Source organism: Leptotrichia sp. oral taxon 221 (assembly GCF_018128245.1).
GTDB lineage: Bacteria > Fusobacteriota > Fusobacteriia > Fusobacteriales > Leptotrichiaceae > JABCPH02.
This window is the reverse complement of the sequence record NZ_CP072378.1, coordinates 1,097,143-1,117,906: the sequence shown is the minus strand read 5'-3', so window position 1 is coordinate 1,117,906 and position 20,764 is coordinate 1,097,143. Positions and strand designations below refer to the sequence as shown.

19 protein-coding genes are annotated in these 20,764 nt (G+C 26.7%); 14 read left to right on the top strand and 5 right to left on the bottom strand.

The features are described from left to right. The first annotated feature begins 103 nt into the window (after positions 1–103). From J4863_RS04850 to mscL, 6 genes are all read left to right on the top strand, one after another. The gene (locus tag J4863_RS04850) at positions 104–2,098 is read left to right on the top strand and encodes a translation factor GTPase family protein (RefSeq protein ID WP_211617654.1); all 1,995 of its coding nucleotides are present in this window, start codon (positions 104–106) and stop codon (positions 2,096–2,098) included. 303 nt (positions 2,099–2,401) lie between these two features. Continuing rightward, a complete protein-coding gene (ribF, locus tag J4863_RS04845) occupies positions 2,402–3,430 on the top strand; it encodes a riboflavin biosynthesis protein RibF (protein ID WP_211617652.1) in 1,029 nt (342 codons plus the stop codon). Beyond that, entirely contained in the window at positions 3,396–4,115 is a 720-nt protein-coding gene (locus J4863_RS04840) for a ScpA family protein (protein ID WP_211617650.1), read from the top strand. The genes ribF and J4863_RS04840 overlap by 35 nt, the downstream gene beginning before the upstream one ends. Positions 4,116–4,140: 25 nt before the next feature. After that, positions 4,141–5,655: a murein biosynthesis integral membrane protein MurJ gene (gene murJ / locus J4863_RS04835; protein WP_211617648.1), complete on the top strand. Its 1,515-nt coding sequence runs from the start codon at positions 4,141–4,143 to the stop codon at positions 5,653–5,655. A gap of 31 nt (positions 5,656–5,686) precedes the next feature. Continuing rightward, a complete protein-coding gene (locus J4863_RS04830; RefSeq protein WP_211617647.1) occupies positions 5,687–6,052 on the top strand; it encodes a helicase in 366 nt (121 codons plus the stop codon). 175 nt (positions 6,053–6,227) lie between these two features. Continuing rightward, complete coding sequence (gene mscL / locus J4863_RS04825; protein WP_211617645.1) at positions 6,228–6,611, top strand: large conductance mechanosensitive channel protein MscL; 384 nt, start codon at positions 6,228–6,230, stop codon at positions 6,609–6,611. Between the two features lie 185 nt (positions 6,612–6,796). Here the strand turns inward: mscL and prfB are convergent. Further along, positions 6,797–7,892, bottom strand: a protein-coding gene (prfB, locus tag J4863_RS04820; protein ID WP_211617643.1) for a peptide chain release factor 2 whose coding sequence is annotated in 2 segments (ribosomal slippage) — positions 6,797–7,819 and positions 7,821–7,892 — 1,095 coding nt in all. Because the reading frame shifts where the segments join, the coding sequence is not laid out codon by codon here. 136 nt (positions 7,893–8,028) lie between these two features. After that, positions 8,029–9,066, bottom strand: a complete 1,038-nt coding sequence (locus J4863_RS04815) for a 2-hydroxyacid dehydrogenase (RefSeq protein WP_211617641.1) — start codon at positions 9,064–9,066, stop codon at positions 8,029–8,031. 493 nt (positions 9,067–9,559) lie between these two features. Between J4863_RS04815 and J4863_RS04810 the strand changes: the two genes are divergently transcribed. From J4863_RS04810 to J4863_RS04800, 3 genes are all read left to right on the top strand, one after another. Next, positions 9,560–10,354, top strand: coding sequence for an Mrp/NBP35 family ATP-binding protein (locus tag J4863_RS04810; RefSeq protein WP_211617639.1), 795 nt, complete (start codon positions 9,560–9,562; stop codon positions 10,352–10,354). Between the two features lie 32 nt (positions 10,355–10,386). Beyond that, complete coding sequence (locus J4863_RS04805; RefSeq protein ID WP_211617638.1) at positions 10,387–11,064, top strand: response regulator transcription factor; 678 nt, start codon at positions 10,387–10,389, stop codon at positions 11,062–11,064. Between the two features lie 318 nt (positions 11,065–11,382). Beyond that, complete coding sequence (locus J4863_RS04800) at positions 11,383–12,018, top strand: superoxide dismutase (protein ID WP_211617636.1); 636 nt, start codon at positions 11,383–11,385, stop codon at positions 12,016–12,018. A 92-nt stretch (positions 12,019–12,110) separates the two neighbouring features. Here J4863_RS04800 and htpX read toward each other — a convergent pair whose 3' ends face one another. Beyond that, on the bottom strand, positions 12,111–12,977 hold the full coding sequence (gene htpX, locus J4863_RS04795) for a zinc metalloprotease HtpX (RefSeq protein WP_211617634.1): 867 nt from the start codon (positions 12,975–12,977) through the stop codon (positions 12,111–12,113). Positions 12,978–13,698: 721 nt separating this feature from the next. Between htpX and J4863_RS04790 the strand changes: the two genes are divergently transcribed. After that, positions 13,699–14,448 (top strand): ThiF family adenylyltransferase, encoded by a 750-nt coding sequence (locus tag J4863_RS04790; protein ID WP_211617632.1) that lies wholly within the window; start codon positions 13,699–13,701, stop codon positions 14,446–14,448. 92 nt (positions 14,449–14,540) lie between these two features. Beyond that, a complete protein-coding gene (locus tag J4863_RS04785) occupies positions 14,541–15,425 on the top strand; it encodes a hypothetical protein (protein ID WP_249111469.1) in 885 nt (294 codons plus the stop codon). A 120-nt stretch (positions 15,426–15,545) separates the two neighbouring features. Here the strand turns inward: J4863_RS04785 and J4863_RS04780 are convergent, their stop codons facing one another. Further along, positions 15,546–15,893: a pheromone cAD1 o protein gene (locus J4863_RS04780; protein ID WP_211617630.1), complete on the bottom strand. Its 348-nt coding sequence runs from the start codon at positions 15,891–15,893 to the stop codon at positions 15,546–15,548. 41 nt (positions 15,894–15,934) lie between these two features. Then, on the bottom strand, positions 15,935–16,849 hold the full coding sequence (locus J4863_RS04775; RefSeq protein WP_211617629.1) for a toxin-antitoxin system YwqK family antitoxin: 915 nt from the start codon (positions 16,847–16,849) through the stop codon (positions 15,935–15,937). 209 nt (positions 16,850–17,058) lie between these two features. Between J4863_RS04775 and J4863_RS04770 the strand changes: the two genes are divergently transcribed. The 3 genes from J4863_RS04770 (at position 17,059) to J4863_RS04760 (ending at position 20,739) form a co-directional block, all read left to right on the top strand. Beyond that, positions 17,059–17,853: a hypothetical protein gene (locus tag J4863_RS04770; protein WP_211617627.1), complete on the top strand. Its 795-nt coding sequence runs from the start codon at positions 17,059–17,061 to the stop codon at positions 17,851–17,853. Positions 17,854–18,083: 230 nt separating this feature from the next. Next, positions 18,084–20,060: a hypothetical protein gene (locus tag J4863_RS04765; RefSeq protein WP_211617625.1), complete on the top strand. Its 1,977-nt coding sequence runs from the start codon at positions 18,084–18,086 to the stop codon at positions 20,058–20,060. Between the two features lie 25 nt (positions 20,061–20,085). Further along, complete coding sequence (locus J4863_RS04760) at positions 20,086–20,739, top strand: hypothetical protein (RefSeq protein WP_211617623.1); 654 nt, start codon at positions 20,086–20,088, stop codon at positions 20,737–20,739. The last annotated feature ends 25 nt before the right edge of the window (positions 20,740–20,764 follow it).

Here is a 20,764-nt window from a genome sequence, read left to right as displayed (position 1 = left end):
TAACTTGCTTTTTTCGAATTTCAAGTTAAAATTTAATATAAGGGATTGAAAAATAGAATTTTACGAAAATAGAAAAAAGTAGAGATATATAGGAGGGACTGTTATGAGAATATATGACAGCAGCAACATAAGAAACATTGGAATTCTAGGACATAGTGGGTCTGGAAAGAGTAATATGGTGGAAGGATTGGAGTTTACAGCAGGGCTTACTAATCGGATTGTGGGGAATGAAAATGATACTAAAATTACGAGTTCTTTGAGTCTTCACGCAGTGGAATATCAAGGGGCTAAGTATAATTTTGTGGATATTCCTGGATATGGTGATTTTTTTGGAGAAGTTGAATCAGGACTTGCGGCAGTTGATGGGTCAATTATTATTGTTGATGGAACTACAGATTTGACAGTTGGGACTGAAACGGCTTTGGAATTGACTGATAGCAGAAATATTCCGAGAATAATTTTTGTGAATAAAATTGATAATGAAAAGGCTGATTATGAAAAAATTCTTTCACAATTAAGGGAAAAATATGGGAAACGGATTGCACCATTTCATGTACCTTGGGGAACTGGAGAAAATTTTAGAGGACACATTAATGTAGTTGACATGTTTGCAAGAGAGTTTGATAAGAATAAAAATGAGTGTAAAACAGTAGAAATGCCAACTGATATGGATAATGAAATAAATTCTGTACGTGAAATGCTTTTGGAAGCAGTTGCAGAAACTGATGAAGAATTAATGGATAAATATTTTAATGGAGTTGAATTTACAACAGCTGAAATTCATCGTGGACTTAGACAAGGAGTGCTTGATTGTTCAGTAATTCCAGTAATTTGCGGTTCAACTTTGAAAAATATTGGACTTCATACAACTTTTGATGTAGTGAAAGATTTCTTGCCATCACCTGATGATAATGCAAAAGTACAACCTGAAAAAAATAGTTTTGCATGCCAAATTTTTAAAACAACAATTGATTCTTTTTTAGGAAAAGTTTCTTATGCAAAAATTTATTCTGGTGAAATTAAGCAAGATATGGAAGTTTTTAACTTGAATAGAAAAACGAAGGAAAAAATTGGGAAAATTAATACATTTGTGAATAATAAAATGGATGAGGTTCAAAAGGGAATTGCAGGGGATATTGTTGTATTTTCAAAATTTAATAGTACGAAAACTTCTGATACGCTTTCGACTAGTGAAAAGGAAGTGCCATTAAAAGATATAACTTTTCCAAAACCACAATTATTTGTGGCAATAGAGCCATTGAATAAAAATGATGATGAAAAAATGTCGTCTGGATTGAATCGTTTGATGGAAGAAGATCCGTCATTTACTTGGCATAGAAATCTTGAAACAAGTCAAACAGTTCTTGGAGTACAAGGAGAACTTCATTGTGCAACAGTTATAGAAAAATTGAAGGCAAAATTTGGAATAACAATAAAAACTGTGGAATTGAAAGTGCCTTACAGGGAAACAATTAAAGGAACATCAGATGTTCAAGGAAAATACAAGAAACAATCTGGAGGACATGGACAATATGGAGATGTTCTAATTAAATTTTCACATGTAGATGAAGATTTTGTATTTGAAGAAACAATTACAGGTGGAAGTGTTCCAAAATCATATATTCCAGCGGTTGAAAAAGGATTGAGGGAATCATTAAAAGAAGGAGTTCTTGCAGGATATCCAGTGACTAATGTAAAGGCTGTTTTATATGATGGTTCTTATCATGATGTAGATTCTTCTGAATTAGCATTCAAAATTGCAGCAAATTTAGCTTTCAAAAAAGGAATGCTTGAGGCAAAACCAATATTGCTTGAACCAATCATGGAACTTACAATTATTGTTCCAGAAGAATATATTGGGGATATAATGGGAGATATTAATAAAAAACGTGGACGTGTTTTAGGAATGGAAGCTCACAAAGGTACAAAACAAAAAATTATTGCTGAAGCTCCAATGTCTGAAACTTTCAAATATGCGAATGAATTGAAGGCGATTACGCAAGGTCGTGGATATTTTGAAATGAAACTTGTAAGATATGAAGAATTAATGGGAGATTTAGCACAAAAAGTAATTGAAAAGAGAAAGAATAATAATTAATTAAATGGGATTTGAAATTTTATAAAATAGTAAAATGCAAAAAGTGACCTAAAATTATGTAAAAAATATTATAATTTAAAGAATAGTTTTTTAGATAAAATGGTCATTTTTTGTTATTTAGTAATAGGAAAAGATATTTAAGAAAACAGAAAATTTAGTAAATTTTGGATTAAACCTAAATTTTATTTCGATTTATTAAAAAATAGGAAAACAACGCTTGAAAAGAATTCTAAAATAATGTAAAATTATAAAGTGATAAATGGAAAAGTTTTGAGCGAATTTATTAAAGAAAGTTGAAATAAAATGGGTATAAAAATAATTACAAAAAATTGTGAAATGATGTCTGATATATCGAAATTTGATAAGAATATTAATTGTCATAATTTTGAGAATGAATCAAAATTATTAGATGAATTAAAAGAAAATGGAACAGTCGTTGTTTTAGGAAATTTTGATGGTGTTCATAGAGGTCATAAAATGATCTTGAAAAACGCGATAGAAAAGGCAAAAGAAAAGGGTTATAAGACAATTGTTTATACATTTAATGAGTATCCTAGTAAAAGAGAAAATCGGATAACGACACCAGTTGAGAAGGCTTTTTTAATTGATAAAATAGGGATTGAGTGTCTGTATTTAGAGGAATTTGATAATGTGAAAAATTTTACGCCTGAAGAATTTGTTGAAAAGATTTTAGTTAGGAAATTTAATGTGAAGGAAATTTTTTGTGGCTTTAATTTTACTTTTGGGAAAGGTAAATCAGGGAATATTAAGACATTAGGAAAAATTATTTCTTCAAATTATCAAGATAGAATTGGATTAAACATTCAACAGCCAGTTTTAGATAGTGAAAATGAAGTGATAAGCAGTACTCGAATTAGGCAATATATTAAGAATACGGAATTACTGAAGGCAAAAGAATTATTGAGCCATAATTTGATTATTATTGGAGAAGTTATTCATGGGAAAAAATTAGGTAGAACGATAGGTTTTCCAACAGCAAATTTGAAATTTGAAAATAAAATTTACCCGAGTTTTGGTGTTTATGGAATATATGTTCAAATTGAAAATGATGAGAATAGGATTTATCATGGAGTGATGAATATTGGAAGAAATCCGACAGTGGATAAGGATAATTTGAGTGTAGAAGCTCATATTTTCGATTTTGATGAAGATATTTATGGAAAAGTGATAATGGTACAAATACTGGAAAATATAAGAAAAGAAGTTAAGTTTAACTCTGTAGCAGAATTAAAAGAGCAAATTAACTCAGATTCAAAATTTTGGAGAAAAAGAATTGATGAAAAATACTACGATACAAGTAAAAATAGATAATTTTGAGGGGCCTTTGGATTTGTTGATTCATTTGATTGAAAAAAATCAGATGAATATTGCTGAAATAAATATTTCAAAAATAATTGATGAATATTTAGAATATTTGCATGAGCAAGAGAATGAAAATTTGAAAATAAAGGTTGAATTTTTGGTAATGGCTACAGAATTGCTGGAAATAAAAACATATTCTATTTTGAATAAAGAGAAAAAATTAGAGAAGATTGAAAGTCTTGAAAGGCGTATTAAAGAGTACAAAATATTTAAAGAAATTTCTGAATTATTTTCAAAATATGAAAAAGAGTACAACATTTCATATTCGAGGACTGGTTCTCAAAGTGTTACGGAAGCAGTAATTGAGTACGATATTTCGAGTTTAACAATGGAAAATTTATTTAAAAGTTTTAAGCAGTTATTGAAAAATAACGAAAAAAAAGAAGAAAAACTTTCATTAAATTTAGAAGAAGAATTTTCTATCAATGATGCATACAATGAGATAAAATTAATATTAGAAAATAAAAATCTTCAAGAAAATGGAATTAATTTTAATGAATTATTAAAAAACAATTTTACAAAATCTAGAATTGTAACAATGTTTTTGTGTGTATTGGATATGTTTAAAAATGGAAATATAGATATAATTCCGCAAGGATATAGTTTTTCAATAAAAAAAGTATCAATTTTATAGATTTTTTTAGAAAGGTAAGAAATCAATGTTTAAATCAAGTTTTATAGTTATGGTTATTAACATGCTGAGTAGAATACTCGGTTTGGTTAGGGAAATGATAATAGGAAGTGTTTTTGGAGCGAGTGGAATGACGGATGCCTATGTCAGTGCTACAAAAATTCCCAATTTCTTTACAACATTATTTGGAGAAGGATCTTTGGGAACAGTATTTATTCCAATATATAATCGTGGGTTAGAAGAAAAGGGAAAGGAAAAAACAGATGAATTTGTGTTTTCAATTTTAAATCTAATAATTGCGTTTACTTCAACGATGTCAGTTATTATGATTTTGTTTTCAAAACAAATTTTAAAAATTACAACAGGTTTTGCGGATCCAGAAAGATTTGAAGCGGCGAATGGATTATTAAAGATAGTTGCATTTTATTTCTTATTTATTGCACTTTCTGGAGTAGTTTCTTCGTTATTAAATAATTACAAAAAATTTGCAGTTGCAGCTTCGATGGGAATCGTGTTTAATCTTGTTATAATTGTAGGAACTTTATTATTAAAAAATAAAATGGGAATATATGGTCTAGGAGTAGCATATTTACTTTCTGGAGTGTTCCAGTTATTAATGATGTTGCCACAGTTTTTTCAAATAATGAAAACATACAAATTTGTATTTAATTTAAAAGATCCGTATGTAAAAGAAATGTTTGTGTTAATGGTTCCGACTTTAATAGGAATTTTTGGATATCAAATTAATGAAATTGTAGATAACCGTTTTGCAACAATGCTTCCAGCGGGAACAGCTAGTGCGTTAAATTATGCAAGTAGATTATATTTATTGCCAATTGGAGTATTTGCAATTTCATTATCGGTCGTAATTTTTCCTACTTTATCAAGAGCAGTTGTAAAAAATAAACGAAAAAAAGTAAGAAAAGTAGTTCAAGAAGGATTGGCAATGTTAGCATTTTTAATAGTGCCGTCATCGGTTATTTTATTTGGATATGCGAGAGAAATTGTAACTTTAGTATATAAAAGAGGTCATTTTTCAAATAAAGCTGTTACTTTAACATCGGAAACATTGCAATTTTATGCATTAGGATTATTGTTTTTCTCAACAATACATTTATTAACTAGAAGCCATTATGTTTATAAAGATAGAAAATTACCAGTAATTTCATCATTTATAGGAATTTTTACAAATATATTGTTAGATTTTTTATTATATAAACAATATCGGCATGTTGGATTGACATTTGCAACTTCATTTGCTGCAATGATCAATTTCTTGATACTTTTCGTTTCGCTACAAAGAAGATACGTTAGAATTAATGTATTAAAATATATAGCAATATTAGTGATTTCTTTAGGAGGTTCGTTACTTTCGTTCACGATTTCAAAATTAGTAAAAGTCTCATTTTTAGGAAGTTTGGGCATTGTAGTGAATCTATTAATATTCTTGATAATTTATTTATTAATTTGGATAGCAGTTTTTATGATTTTTGCAGATGATAAATTTAAAAAAGACGTTGCAAGAAGATTTATCAAAAGATAAGAAATTGTAAGAAACTGAGAGGAAGATAAATTTGGTAATAGAAAAGTTAAGATATACAAAAACAGGGAAACGAATACCTGTGTATGAATTTGACGCTAAATTGCATCAGAAGGTAGTTATGAAAAAAGAGCAGTATGAAAATCATATATTGCCTAAACATCCTGAAATGTCATTAGAATTAATAGAAAAAGTCCTAGAAGATCCAGATTTTGTGACAAAACAATCAAAATCAAAGAAAGAACATTTTTATCAAAAGCGAATAGGAAAATTATATTATTTTGTAGTAATTTCCCAACATAAAAATGTTAAAAATTTACGGTTTATACTCACAGCATTTGCTATCAATAATCTTGAATTTTTGAAGGAAAAAAATATACATTACAGATATACAAAATAATAAAAAACAAAAGATGATTTTATAATAAATTTGTATTTAATACAAAAAAATGTTGATTTTTTTTAAACATTATTATATAATAATCTATGTTTAAAAATTATTGAAATTTATATTTTTTAGAAAAAATAATAATTACTTTAAAAAATTTAAAAAATCAGGAAGGAGAGTATTGTAAATGTTTAAAGAATTTAAAGAGTTTATTTCTAAAGGAAATGTTTTAGACTTGGCAGTTGGGGTTATTATCGGGGGAGCATTTGGAAAAATAGTTACTTCATTGGTAGATGATATAATTATGCCTTTTATTGGATTAATTATTGGAGGACTTGATTTTTCAGGTTTAAGTATAGTTATTGGAAAAGCAACTATAAAATATGGAATGTTTATTCAAAATGTTGTTAATTTCTTGATTATAGCATTTTCTGTTTTCATGATAGTAAAAGCTGTTAACAAAGTAAGAAGAATTAAACCAGAAGAAAAAGAAGAAGAAGTTGTAGAAGCACCTTCAAAAGAAGAAGCATTATTAGCTGAAATAAGAGATTTATTAAAAGCTAAAAATTAAAAAATTAAATAGAAAAATTTTTAAAAGGGATAGTCTTCATATTGAAAATTATCCCTTTTTTGTTGTGTTTAAATTTTAAAAATAGAGTGTATAAATTTTTGTATAAATAGAATAGCGAAGTACTGAATTTACTGGATTTATCTATTAGTTTACAAAAAATTATGGACATTCTCTATAAACAAAAATTAACTTTTATAATATTTCAAATATTCATTTATAAATAAGTCGATATCTCCATCCATAACTTTATCTACATTACCTTCTTCAGCTTTCGTTCTATGGTCTTTAACCATTTTATAAGGCTGAAAAACATATGATCTAATTTGGCTTCCCCATTCGATTTTAGAGTCTACACCTTTTAGATTTTCCATTTCTTTCGCTCTCTTTTCCATTTCTAATTCAAAAAGTCTAGCCTTCAATATTTTCATAGCAGTTTCACGATTTTTCAATTGAGAACGCTCATTTTGGCAAGTAACAACTGTATTTGTAGGTAAATGCGTAATTCTAACTGCTGAATCAGTTGTATTTACATGTTGTCCACCAGCTCCACTTGCACGATATGTATCAATTTTTAATTCATCAGGCTTAATATTAACTTCAACATCATCTTCAATCTCAGGAATAACATTAATTGCTGCAAAAGAAGTGTGTCTTCTTGCATTCGAGTCAAATGGAGAAATTCTAACAAGTCTATGAACCCCTTTTTCCCCTTTTAAGTACCCATATGCATAATTTCCCTTAATATTAAGAGTAATACTTTTAAGACCAGCTTCTTCACCAGCCAAACTATCTAAAATTTCTACTTTAAAATCATGTTTATTTGCCCAACGGTCATATAATCTGTAAAGCATTTCAGCCCAGTCACAAGCTTCAGTTCCTCCAGCCCCAGAATTTATAGTTAAGATTGCATTGTTAGAATCGTATTTTTCATCTAATAACAATTTTATTTTAAAATCTTGAATTTTATTTTCTACTTCATGAAGTTTTTCTCCAATTTCAGATTCAAAAGAATCATCTCCCATTTCAATAAATTCAACCATCGTATTCAAATCATCAAGAGCAGAATTCAATTCTTCATATTCTTCAATCATTTTTTTATTAACACTAATATTTTTCAATATTTCTTGGCTATTCTCAGTATTCCAGAAATTAGTCTCAAACGTCTTTTGCTCCAACTCTTCAATTTTTTTATTAATAGCCTCAATGTCAAAGATGCCCCCTAATTTCATGAATTTCAGCATCAATTTGTTCTATACTTTTTTTTATTTCAAATAAATCCATATCATTTCCTTTATTTTTATTTTTTATAATATTACAAAAGAAGGCGCTTTTAATTTTTCATTTGATAGAACTTCTATTCTAAATATGAAAAACACGCCCTCTTTTTTAGCATTTAAGCTGTTTTAATAATCAAAAATTATTTATTTCTTGGACCTTCCACAACTTTATTATTTTCTTCATCATACCAAATTTCGTTTTGAAGAACTTCTTTTTTAGCGAAAGATAAAATATTATTGAAAGTAGTTTCAACAATATTATTTAATGCTTCATTAGTTAAGAATGCTTGGTGAGAAGTTAATACAACATTATTGAAAGATAATAATCTTGCTAATGTATCATCTTCTAATACGCTAGCTGATTCATCTTCAAAGAAGTAATCTCTTTCATTTTCGTAAACGTCAAGTCCAGCTCCACCAATTTTTTTGTCTTTTAATCCATTAATTAAAGCTTCAGTATCTACTAATCCACCTCTAGCTGAGTTAATGATAATAACACCGTCTTTCATTTTTGCGATGCTTTCTTCATTAATTGTATGTCTTGTTTCAGGGAACAATGGACAGTGTAATGAAATTACATCTGCATTAGCAAAAACTTCATCTTTTGTCATATAAGTAAAGTTTTCTTCTTTTGCAGCTTGTTCGTTAGGGAATTTATCATAAGCAATAACTTTCATTCCTAATCCGTTTAAGATTTTAATGAAAATTCTTGCGATTTTTCCTGTTCCAATAATTCCAGCAGTTTTTCCGTGTAAGTCCATTCCAGTTAATCCAGCTAAACTGAAGTTTCCTTCTCTTGTTCTATTGTATGCTTTATGTGTTTTTCTGTTAACAGTCATTAATAAAGCTAAAGCATGTTCAGCAACGGCAAATGGAGAGTAAGCAGGTACTCTGAATACAGTTACTCTATTTTCACGAGCAGCTTTCATATCAATATTGTTATAACCAGCAGCTCTAACTGCGATAGCTCTTACTCCATTTTTAGATAAAATGTTGATTACTTTTTCATTTAAGTCATCATTTACGAATGTACAAACAACATCTTGATATTTAGTAAGCATTACATTTTTCAAACTTAATTTTTCTTCAAAATATGTGATCTGTGCACCATAAATTTTATTCCATTTCTCAAAAAATTCAATGTCATAAGGTTTTGCATCAAAAACTACAATTTTCATTATTAAATCCTCCTAAATTTTCTATATCTTTTCTCCATTATACAAATAAAAATAGATTAAGTCAAATAATTTTCAAGTTTTTTTAGATTTTTTTGTAAATAAAGTAAATTTTAAGATAATAAGAAAAGTTTTTTTAGAAAAATTTTTAATTTTTTAAAATTACTTGAAACATAAATTTTATATAAATTTTTTCTAAACAAATATTATAAATAACATTAGTTATATAACATTTGATTTTTAAAATTATAGTTAAAATAAATATTTTCAATATTAAAAAAAGATAAAAAAAAGCAATAAAAAACATAATCAAAAATAAGTTGTATAGAAAAATTCGATAAAGAATAGATAAAATTATAAATTACAATAAAATTTTTATAGTAAAAATAAAAAAAAGACTTGTTTTTTGTTTTAAATTATGTTTTAATTTAGATGTAGAATGTATAAAAAGTTCGTAAACGAATTTTTTAAATTTTAAATGAAGGAGGTAGATAGGATGACTGAAGAAATGCAAGAAAGAAAACAAAAGATTCTTGAAAAAATGTTTAAGATAAAACATAGGATAGCTATAGTTAGTGGTAAAGGCGGTGTTGGAAAATCGACTATGTCTTCTAACATAGCTTATGGATTATCACAAAGAGGTTATAAAGTGGGAATTTTAGATGCGGATTTACATGGCCCAAATATTCCAATCATGTTTGGAAAAGAAGGGATTAAGTTGTCAAAGATTTCGGAACCTTTGAAAATAACTGAAAATTTATCTATTTCTTCATTAAGTTTTTTTATACCTGATGATGATCCTGTAATTTGGAGAGGTCCACAAAAAATGGGAGCGATAATGGAATTACTTGAAGGAATAGAGTGGGATGATATAGACTTTTTAATAGTTGATTTGCCCCCAGGAACTGGAGACGAAACACTGACAATTGCACAAAATATAGGTCCTAATGCAAAATCAATAATAGTAACGACACCTCAAAATGTTTCTTTACTTGATTCAAAGAGAAGTGTTAAATTTGCTAAATTGATTAATTTAAAAGTATTAGGGATTATTGAGAATATGAGTGGTTTTATTTGTGATGGTTGCCATAAAGAAGTTAACATATTTAAAAAAGGTGGTGCCAAGAAAATGGCAGAGGATACAGGAACAAAATTTTTAGGTTCTGTTCCATTAGATTCAAATGTAGTAGAATCTTGCGATAATGGAACACCTTTTATCTCAAATGATTCAGTAGCATCAAGGAATCTGAATAATATTATTACAGAAATATTATCGGAATTAGAAAAGTAGAACAAATTTATAACGAAAGGATTTTGAGAATAATGAAGATGTTAGTTTATAACAAAAATGAAAAAGCAAGAGCAGTAGTAGGAAGATTATTAAAAGAGTTGGGATTTAATGTATTATTAGCAGATACAGAAAAATCTTTGCTTGAATATTTGAAAACAGAATCTTTAGACATCGCTTTATTAGATATAGAATCAATGGAAGATTTTAGAAAATCAATTGATAATATCTTAAAATATAAGAAACGTAGCTATTTCTTGATAGCAATTGAAGAAACTGATAGATTTTCTAAGACAGAAGCTTTGTTAAAGGGAATTGACGATTATATTTATAATGATTTCAATTTGGAAGAACTTTCAGCAAAAGTTAGAGCTATAATAAGAGTTCTAAATAAAAGATTGACAGAAGATGATATGGGATTATTGACAGTTTACGATTTGACTTTAAATCCATTGAATAGGGAAGTTAGAAGAGCAGGAAATGAAATAGAATTAACAAATAAAGAATTTCTATTACTAGAATATTTCTTAAGAAATAAAAATAGAGTATTGACAAGATCGATGATTTCTGAAAAAATTTGGGATATTGATTTTGTGACAGCTAGTAACATTGTAGATGTGTACATTAATTTTTTGAGAGCAAAAATAGATAAAGGTTTTTCGAAAAAAATAATAAAAACTGTTAGAAGTGTTGGTTACATTGTAAAAGAGTAATGAAGAACGTGGCTTATAATCTAAAAAGTATTGAGTTTAGATAAAGAAAAGCGAAATAAATAATAATATTAAAAGCAAAAAAATAACTACCGTTAATAAAAATAACTACCGTTAATTATAAAAAATTTAACGTAACGAAAATTTCTCCGACTTATGATAAGTTAAGTGGGAGATTATTTTTTTATACCTTAAGAAATTCAAAATTGAAATAATAACAAAAAAATAAAAATTTAAAAAAAGTATTGATTTTATGATATTTGTATGTTAAAATAATTGTAGAGTAAAAATATTAAATATAAATTTTAAGGAGTGATATAAATGTTTGAACAAGTAAAATTACCATATGCCTTTGATGCTTTGGAACCAAATATCGATACAAAAACAATGGAAATTCATTATGGAAAACACCATGCAGCATACACAAATAATTTGAATGACACATTAAAAAATAATGCGCCTGAATTTTTAGAAAAATCAATTGAAGAAATTCTTTCAAATTTAGATGCTTTACCAGAAGCAATTAGAGGTGCAGTAAGAAACAACGGTGGAGGATTCTATAACCATAACTTATACTTCACAGTAATGGGACCAAATGGTGGTGGAGAACCAACAGGAGAATTAGCTGAAAAAATTAATGAAAAATTTGGAAGTTTTGAAGAATTTAAAACAGAATTTTCAAAAGCAGCAGCAACTAGATTTGGATCAGGATGGGCTTGGCTTGTTGTTAATAAAAAAGGAGAATTAAAAGTTACATCAACTGCTAACCAAGATAATCCTTTAATGCCAGGAGCAACTCCTTGCGGATGTTCAGAAGGAACACCAATTTTAGGAATAGATGTTTGGGAACACGCTTACTACTTACATTACCAAAACAGAAGACCTGAATATATAACAGCTTTCTTCAATGTAATTGATTGGAATGCAGTAGCTAAAAGATACGAAGATGCAAAATAGGTTGATGATACTAAATATAAACAAAAATAAAAAGATTATCTCAAAAATATTGGGATAATCTTTTTTTATTTCTAATTTTTTATTTTTAAAAATTATAGAAGATTTTCTTGTCTAGCCATTTTTTCTAATTCTCTTATTCTATCTTCAGTAGTTGGATGCGTTCTAAATAAATCTTGAAATTTACTAAGTCCTGCTAAAGGATTTACAATAAACATATGAGAATAAGCTGGATTTTGATGCTGTCTGCTCATCGTAACATTTCTACTATAATCTTCTAATTTGTATAAAGCATTTCTCAAATATAATGGATTTCCAGAAAATTCTGCACCTGCTCTGTCTGCCATAAATTCTCTTCTACGAGAAATTGTCATTTGAATGATAGAAGCTGCAATAGGCGCTAAAGTTGATAATAGAATTGCTAGAGCAATATTATTATTTTTCCTATCTCTAGAATTATTATTTGAAGCATACGGTAAGAATCTAGCAATGTTAGCAATTGCTCCAGCAAAAGTTGCAGCAATTGTACTAATTAGGATATCTCTATGCTGGATATGACCTAATTCGTGACCTAAAACACCTGCCAATTCATTATCATCCATTATTTCAAGTAAACCAGCAGTACATGCAACTGCAGAATGTTGAGGATTTCTCCCTGTAGCAAAAGCATTTGGCTGTCTTTCTGGAATGATATAAACCTTTGGCATTGGTAGATTTGCTCTTTGAGCTAATCTTTGAACAATACCGTATAATCGAGGATTACTGGCTGCCGTTACCTCTATGCCATTGTACGCTTTTATTGTAGCAGTATCACTGAACCAATAACTGTAAAAACTCATCCCACCAGCAATAAGAAGACCAATTAAAGCTCCAGTTTGATTTCCCAAAAGTCCACCAATAGCAGTAAAAAGTGCAACTAATCCAAACATAAGTAACCCTGTTTTCATAGTATTTGCAAACATATTTCATTTCTCCTTTTCTAAATTCGATATATAATTTATCTATGAAATTATAATATATATGGAGGATTTTTTCAATAATTATTTTCTCTTTTTTTCAATATTTTAGAGTATAGATTTTTATTAAGATAATTGGTGAATGATAGGTGGTAAGTTGAGTTATACGATTTTAAATTATAAAAATATATGCTTAAGAGCACATAGATTTTAAAAACAAACTTAAATAAATAACTATGTATATTATCGGACTTTAAGAATATAAAAAATTTAAATAAAACATAAAATATCAATATATATCAATATTATAAAATATTTTTAGCAATTTTGAATTATTATCCTAAAATCATAGATCACATAGATTATATCTAAATATATCTTCTAAAATTATTTTCTTAACTTCTTCCAAGTTTTCTGCATTTAACAAAAATTATACCAAATAATATATCAATTTTTTTTACAATACAATAATTTTAATGATATATAGAAGACAAAAAATTATTATATTTCAAATATTTCAAAATTTTATAATTTAAAAATTTGAAAAAAAATAAAAAAATAGGTGAAATAATAAAAAAATTATGGTAAAATAACGATATTGTAGTAATGGATATATTATAATTTTAGTAAAAAAAAGTAATTTTAAGAAGAATAAAAATTTAAAAGAAAGGAGAACACGACATTAATAAATTTATTGATTATATTGTTTGTCGTATGGGATTAAGTGATGAATCAAACTTTTGCAAGATTTTCGATGTTAGTTGGTGATGATGGGATAGAAATTTTAAAAAATTCTAATGTGATAGTTTTTGGGATAGGAGGAGTTGGATCGTATATTGTTGAATCATTTGCTCGTTCGGGAGTGGGAAATATTACAATGGTCGATTTTGATGAGATTTCTGAGTCAAATATAAATAGACAATTACACTCGTTGCATAGCACGATAGGGCAGTCTAAAATTGAAGTGATGAAAGACAGAGTTTTGGATATAAATCCTGAATGTAATGTAAAATTAATTAAAGAAATGGTAATTGACAATGTTAGTGAAGTGTTAAATGCTGAAAAATATGATTTTGTTATTGATGCAATTGATGTTATTTCGAGTAAAATTAATTTAATTGAGTATTGTTTGGAAAATAAGATTCCAATAATTTCTTCGATGGGATTTGGGAATAAAATGAGACCTGAAATGATTGAAATTGCAAAAATTGAAAAAACTTCAGTTTGTCCGATGGCTAGAATGGTGAGAAGAATTTTGAAGAAAAAAGGATTGAGTGGATTGACAGTCGCATTTTCGAAAGAGCCAAATCTAGTGCCTGATAAATCAGATATATTTAAATATGAGTTGCCAACAGAATTTAGAGAGAATAATGACATACCAAGAAAAATTACTCCTGGAAGTAATGCATTTGTTCCAGGAACAGCTGGATTTGTGATTTCAGCTTATGTTATAAGAAAATTATTGAATATGGAATAAAATTTTTATTTTGTAATTTTGCTAGAATAGTTATTGAATCTTTATTTGTAAAAGATTGTATTTTTGTTGTAAATAAAGGAGGTATTAATTAAATGAATGGTGTGAATCAATGGATTGAAAATAATAAAGGAATCATATTAAAAGTATTAATTATTTTAGGAATAATATTTTGTATTTTTGGAGTAATGAACGTAATTTTTGAGAACACAATTTTTAATTTATTAAAAAATTTGACGAAGCCATATTTGGATAAAACTTATGATGAATCAAAGAAATTATTTTTAGTTTTATCATTAATAAAGGGAACGACAGACGTTATTGAAGGAAGTACTGTTAATGTAAGTATGATTTTAGGAATGGAAATTGAAGTTGGAGATATTGTACAACCGATTTATGATATTATTAATATTTTATGGAAAATCAGTTTAGCAAGTACAGTGATTTTGAAATTAGAATCGTTATATTTTGAGATATTTAAAGTAAAAATAGCTAATTTATTAATATTTATATCGCTAGTAAGTTTGTTGCCATATACGTTTATTAAAAATAAAGTAACATCTATTTTTAAGTCAATATCTAAATATTCATTTTTTATATTGGTGTTTATTTATTTAGTCTTACCAGGTTCATTGCTTATAAATTCATATATTTCAAGATATTTTGAGGAAGAATATAAGAAACCAGCGATTGAAAAATTGGATAAAAGTTTGGATAAATTGAATGAAGTGAAAGATAGATTGTTTACTTTTGAGCAATCGAAAAGTATATTTGATGTTCCAGGACAAATAACTAGCACGAAAGAAAAAGTAGAAGATTTTAATAAAGAAATTGTAAGTGTTTCAAAAAGTTTATCAGAAAATACACCTTTAATAATTGGGATTATGTTGTTAACGACTATTATTTTACCAATATTAATAATATTGTTTTTGTATAAAGTGACGAGAATAATGATTATTAAGAAAATTGAAGGGAACTAAGTAAAATGATTTAATTATTGCAAACAAAAAATATGTACTTTTAACTTTTAGAATAAGTTTTAGGTACATATTTTTTATTTATCAGTATTTTTTTAAAAATTTTATTGAAAATATATTTTATTACATTTTGTGATTTCCAGTTTCACCATTATTTGCTTTTTGAATTAAAAATTTAACAATTTCTCTAAATTCAGGAATTACATCATTTACATTTTGAGAGCTTACTAATTCTCTTGAAGAGTTTAAAGCAGAATCTCTAAAATCGTCCTTGTTTAAAGATAATGACTGTCCACTTTTATTTTGTCTATCAAATTGTGCACCAATGATTTTATCTCTTTTTACAGTAATTTTTACAATTGATTTCCATTCAGAATCGTAATTTTTTTCAGCAGAATAAACACCGTCTTTCATTTCTGCAAAACTAAAAATACTTACGAACATTATAAGAATAAAAACTAATTTTTTCATAAACTTTCCTCCTTATTAATAAAAATTAATAAAAAATTTTTTTAATAGAAACTTTGGGTAGATGTTACGTAACCATCTTGACTATAGAAAGTCCAATTTCCATATGCTCTATTATTTCTAATTGACCCTTTAACTTTAACTTTTCCATTTTCGTAATATTGAGTGAAATCACCATTTCCATTAGAAAGGCTCATTTCTCTTTCTTTTGAACCATTTTGATAATATCCAACAACAGTACCATTTATTATACCGTTAACATAATTTTCTTTAAGTTTAACTGCACCACTAGGATATTTCCAAGTCCATTGACCATTTCTTAAGTTATAAGCATAATTTCCTTCTGTACTAACTTGACCACTCGGATAATATGCTTTCATTTCCCCATTTAAAGAACCATTTTGGTAATTTCTTTCTTCAGAAACTACGCCATTTTGATATTTAAGTTCTTTTCCTGTCTTGGCATTATTAACATAAGTTATAGACGAAGTAAGTCTTCCAGTAGCATCAAAATCGTATGAAGCACCATTCAAAAGACCATTTTGATATTGTTTAATTGATTTTGAAATACCATTATCGTTAAATTCGATTTCTTCACCATCTTTAACACCGTTTGAATAATTAGTAACTCTAATTAATCCTCTTGATTCATTAAAAAAGTACCATTTTCCATCAGGTGAACCATTTTTGTAATTTCTAATTACTTGTGGATTTCCAACTTCATTAAATTCAACATAAGTTCCAGTAAATTGTGCACCAGTATTTTTATCTACAGCAAATCCACTATTCAAAGAAACTGTTGCTGATGTTGCATAGTAAGAACTTAAAATTCTTGAAGAATCCATAAAATATTGGCTTGAAGATTTTGCTCTTGCTTGCAATTCAGCAGCTGTTATAGAATAATTTATTGCTATACATGATAATAAAATTATTAGGGATTTTTTTAATTTATTTAACATATTTTTATAACCTCCTAAGATGATTATACCATTTTTTTATTATAATTATCTTTGAAATTTGAAGCTTAATTTAATAAATTTTTATTATTAATTTTTTACTGTATTTTCAGATTAAGAGAAATATTTCTTATAATTTTAATTTTTTGATGAAAGATACAGAAATATATGATATAATTATCACATAAAAACGATAGAGAGGATGTGAAAGAATGGGAACAGAAGATTTGAAAGATAGTCTACGTAATAATTTTTCATTGATGGAATATTTTGATAAGAGTTTTAGTTTTTTTAGTAAATTTTTAAGGGAGAATAAAGGACTTGTAATAGCGTATATTTTAATTTCGATTATTTCAAATTTATCTGCAAGATTTATTAATTTAGATGGAATAAAAACTGAAACTTTATTTTTATGTGTATTATTAGCATTTTTAATATTTTATTTGCCAACCACATTATTAATTAAAAAAATTCAAAATAGGATGGTTGTAGATATTGAGGGAATTAGTGCAGAAGTTAGTTACAAAGAATTGTTTTTGAAAATAATTAAATGTGTTTTGGCTATCTTTGTATTAATAGTAGTTGCAGCTGTAATTGTTACAATAGTAGCTCGTATTTCTATACAGTTAGCGATTATTTTATATGTAGGAGGAGTAGTTTTTATTGCTTTGCATCTTTTATATTTTAACAGTTTGTACTATATTCGAGATGTTAAGATTTTTGATGCTGTGACATACAATGTTCATTTGTGTAAAGGAAATCGTCTTAGAATAATTATTCCAAGTGTAATAGTATGTATTTTTGCAACATTAGTAAATATACCTTTCAATATTTTAAGAGTAATTTCAGGAAATTTATTAATATTCAATTATGCAGTTATATCTGTAAATTCTATTTTAAATTCGTTGATATTGATTTTTTATACGATGTTATTAACATTAATTTTCTTGAATGTGGAATATATGGATTTAGAAAAGATAGACTATGATGAAGAAACAATAGGATAATTAAATATCTTAACTATAGTTATAAATATAAAAATTATACCAAAGAACTTAAAGACATTTGTTTTATGGAGTTCAGAGGTATTTTTTTTATTATAAATTAATTTGTAATGTGTTTAAATTTATTATAATTTAAATTTTTTTAGAAACTTTTATTTATTAAGTATACCAAATATTTAAAAATTGTGATATACTGTAACAAAAAGAAAAATTAAAATTGGTTAGGAGGACATATGGGAATCTTTGAACATCTTTTTAAATCATCAGATTCTAAGAAAAATAATAAGAAAGAAGAAGAAAGTAACAAAGATATTTTTAAAGAATTGATATCAGAGACAAGACCTAAACCTGTTTCAGATGAAGATTTGGAAGAAATTTCTTACTATGATGATTTTGGTAAAGAACGCAAAATGAAGAAAAAAGAATGGAAAGAAAAAAAATTAATACCATCTATTAAGAGAAACTGGGATAATGTTGAAGGATTGTATCCAATCGTATTAGATTGCTTTTCGAAAGGGATGTATGAAGAGGTTCAAGAGGCGTGTCTTAGAATATATGCTCTTGATGAAAACGTTGAAAGAAGAGTAAATCTTCTGGGTAGATATAATTTGGAAATAGGAGATTATGAGCAAGCTAAAAAGATATATGCTAAAAGTTTGTTTTTTGAAAAAATAAATTCAGAGGTTCTTTTTAATGGGTATGCTGAAGCGTTGGAAAAATTGGGAGATGAGAATAATCAAGTGGAAGGTGCGTATTTAAAGGCATTGGAAATTAATCCTAATTCGGCAATTGCTTTCAAAAAATATTTTAATATTGTTAAAGCGAGAAGCACCTATGAGTATGAATCAAAATTAGATAAATTATCATCAATTCAAGGAAATTGGCGAGCAAAATTGACAGAAGCTGTGAATTTCTTTAAAAAAGGTGATAAGGAAAAAGGAAATTACTTTTTGACAACGGCTTTAAGGGAATCAGATTATTCGCTTGAAGTTATGTCTGTAGCATCAGCTATTTATGGAATGAATGATTTATATGAAGAATTTGAGCAATATGTGTTGCCATATTACAATCCTGAAAAACATGGCGTTCAAACGGCTTTGAATGTTTTAAAATATTATGAGAAAAAAGGGAAATATAAAGAAGGATTGGAATTGTGTAGATTTTGTTCTAAATTTAATTGGTTAGAGTATCATAAAAAATTTCAAAAATATGAAGATGGATTTTATGCACTAAAAGTTAAAGAGGAAAATCAAGGAAAAGAAGAGAAAAAATTAGCTGTTAAATTTTATCCGACAAGTTTGCCTTTATGGTATGGAGAGTTTAATAAACCACATTGGTTGACAAATAATAATAAAAGAAGAAAACCTAATCTTTTGGTATTATTATTTACAATAATTGGTGAAAAAACCGAAATGTCAGAAGAATTATCGTCTTCATTACCGTTATATTTAAATGAAGTTTTGCATTATAAGAGTGTTTTAAATTATCAAGTGGCTGTGTCGCATGAAGAAGGTAAATTGGTAATTCCTAATAAAAGATATAGTATTGACTATATGAATCTTATAAAAAAACAAAATCCAAATTTAGATTATGTTTTGTCTGGAAATATTTTAAAATTACCAGGAAGCAATGAAAAATATGAAATTGAAGTATATTTGTATGATTGCTTTAACGAAACAAAAATCAGATTAGTAAATAAAATTTATTCTAAAGAAAATTTATATGAAATTCAAAATGATATGGTTGTTGAATTTAATGAGTTTTTCAATTGTATGAAACAAGAATACATAAAACTGGAAAAAGATATGGGAAATTTGTTATTATATAAGAGAAAAATCGAGTTTTTGTTGGAAGATAAAAAAATTAAAAATTATCAGTCTTGGAAATATAAAAAATTGTTAGCTGATCAGATTGATGTTGTTTTAAATGATAGAAAAAATGATTTGAAAAAAATAAATTTGATAAGTCTTTTATATGAAATCAAAAAAAATCAAAGCCAATTATTAAAATCACAAAAACCATTAATTTATAATATGAATATTTATGGTCTTTTTGAAACACCAACATTAAAATTATTAGCACCTATTATTTTCAAAATATTTGATGATAATGAAAATTATGAAGCTAATATTGAAGCGTTAAATCAAAATAGTCCAATTTATGTTGAGTGGTTGAGTAAGTTTTCAGATATAGTTGCTGATGAAGATTAATATGAAGATTTAATTAGAGGTAAAAATGAATATTTTAAGAAGATTATTATTTATGCTAATTTCAATATTTTTTATTTTGTCAAATTTACTATTTTATACAATAAATTTCAAAGAATATGTAAATTTTAGAATATTTCAAATAACAAGTACGTTGTTAGTATCGGAAGTCTTTTTTTGGTTAATGATTTTTTATACGATAAGATATTTTGAAATTTATAAAAAAAGAAATAAGAAAAGGGAAATTTTTATTGTAGAAGTTTTGTTTTTAGTTGGATTAATCGGATTAGGAGTGGGGAGAATTTTAATGCAAAGTTCTCCATATTTGAATGATTTGATATTGAGTAATATTAAACTTTTGAATAGTGTTGGTTGGGCAAGAGTAATTTTTTTGTTTGCTTCAATTATGTTTTTTTGGTATTCGATAAACATTAGAAATGCTTGGCTAATTATAATATCAATATTGAATTTTTTCAATGCCGTAATAGTTTGGTTAGATTTTGATACAGTTCCAAGCACTTTGATTAGAGTGGGTGTTGGAGCTTTGTCAATAGGGTATTTATTTTTTGTAAGAAAAAGTGTAACTGAAGATGAAGACAACGAAGAAGAAAAAGATGATAGTAATGATGATGAATATTACGAAATTGAATATAGTGATATAAAAAGGATTGAAGAAAAATAAAATAAAAAAAGAAAAAAGGAGAAAA

Coding starts and splice junctions, on each gene's coding strand:
- J4863_RS04850 (WP_211617654.1), top strand. CDS start 104: ATGAGAATATATGACAGCAGCAACATAAGAAACATTGGAATTCTAGGA.
- ribF (WP_211617652.1), top strand. CDS start 2,402: ATGGGTATAAAAATAATTACAAAAAATTGTGAAATGATGTCTGATATA.
- J4863_RS04840 (WP_211617650.1), top strand. CDS start 3,396: ATGAAAAATACTACGATACAAGTAAAAATAGATAATTTTGAGGGGCCT.
- murJ (WP_211617648.1), top strand. CDS start 4,141: ATGTTTAAATCAAGTTTTATAGTTATGGTTATTAACATGCTGAGTAGA.
- mscL (WP_211617645.1), top strand. CDS start 6,228: ATGTTTAAAGAATTTAAAGAGTTTATTTCTAAAGGAAATGTTTTAGAC.
- J4863_RS04815 (WP_211617641.1), bottom strand. CDS start 9,066: ATGAAAATTGTAGTTTTTGATGCAAAACCTTATGACATTGAATTTTTT.
- J4863_RS04810 (WP_211617639.1), top strand. CDS start 9,560: ATGACTGAAGAAATGCAAGAAAGAAAACAAAAGATTCTTGAAAAAATG.
- J4863_RS04805 (WP_211617638.1), top strand. CDS start 10,387: ATGAAGATGTTAGTTTATAACAAAAATGAAAAAGCAAGAGCAGTAGTA.
- J4863_RS04800 (WP_211617636.1), top strand. CDS start 11,383: ATGTTTGAACAAGTAAAATTACCATATGCCTTTGATGCTTTGGAACCA.
- htpX (WP_211617634.1), bottom strand. CDS start 12,977: ATGTTTGCAAATACTATGAAAACAGGGTTACTTATGTTTGGATTAGTT.
- J4863_RS04790 (WP_211617632.1), top strand. CDS start 13,699: ATGAATCAAACTTTTGCAAGATTTTCGATGTTAGTTGGTGATGATGGG.
- J4863_RS04785 (WP_249111469.1), top strand. CDS start 14,541: ATGAATGGTGTGAATCAATGGATTGAAAATAATAAAGGAATCATATTA.
- J4863_RS04780 (WP_211617630.1), bottom strand. CDS start 15,893: ATGAAAAAATTAGTTTTTATTCTTATAATGTTCGTAAGTATTTTTAGT.
- J4863_RS04775 (WP_211617629.1), bottom strand. CDS start 16,849: ATGTTAAATAAATTAAAAAAATCCCTAATAATTTTATTATCATGTATA.
- J4863_RS04770 (WP_211617627.1), top strand. CDS start 17,059: ATGGGAACAGAAGATTTGAAAGATAGTCTACGTAATAATTTTTCATTG.
- J4863_RS04765 (WP_211617625.1), top strand. CDS start 18,084: ATGGGAATCTTTGAACATCTTTTTAAATCATCAGATTCTAAGAAAAAT.
- J4863_RS04760 (WP_211617623.1), top strand. CDS start 20,086: ATGAATATTTTAAGAAGATTATTATTTATGCTAATTTCAATATTTTTT.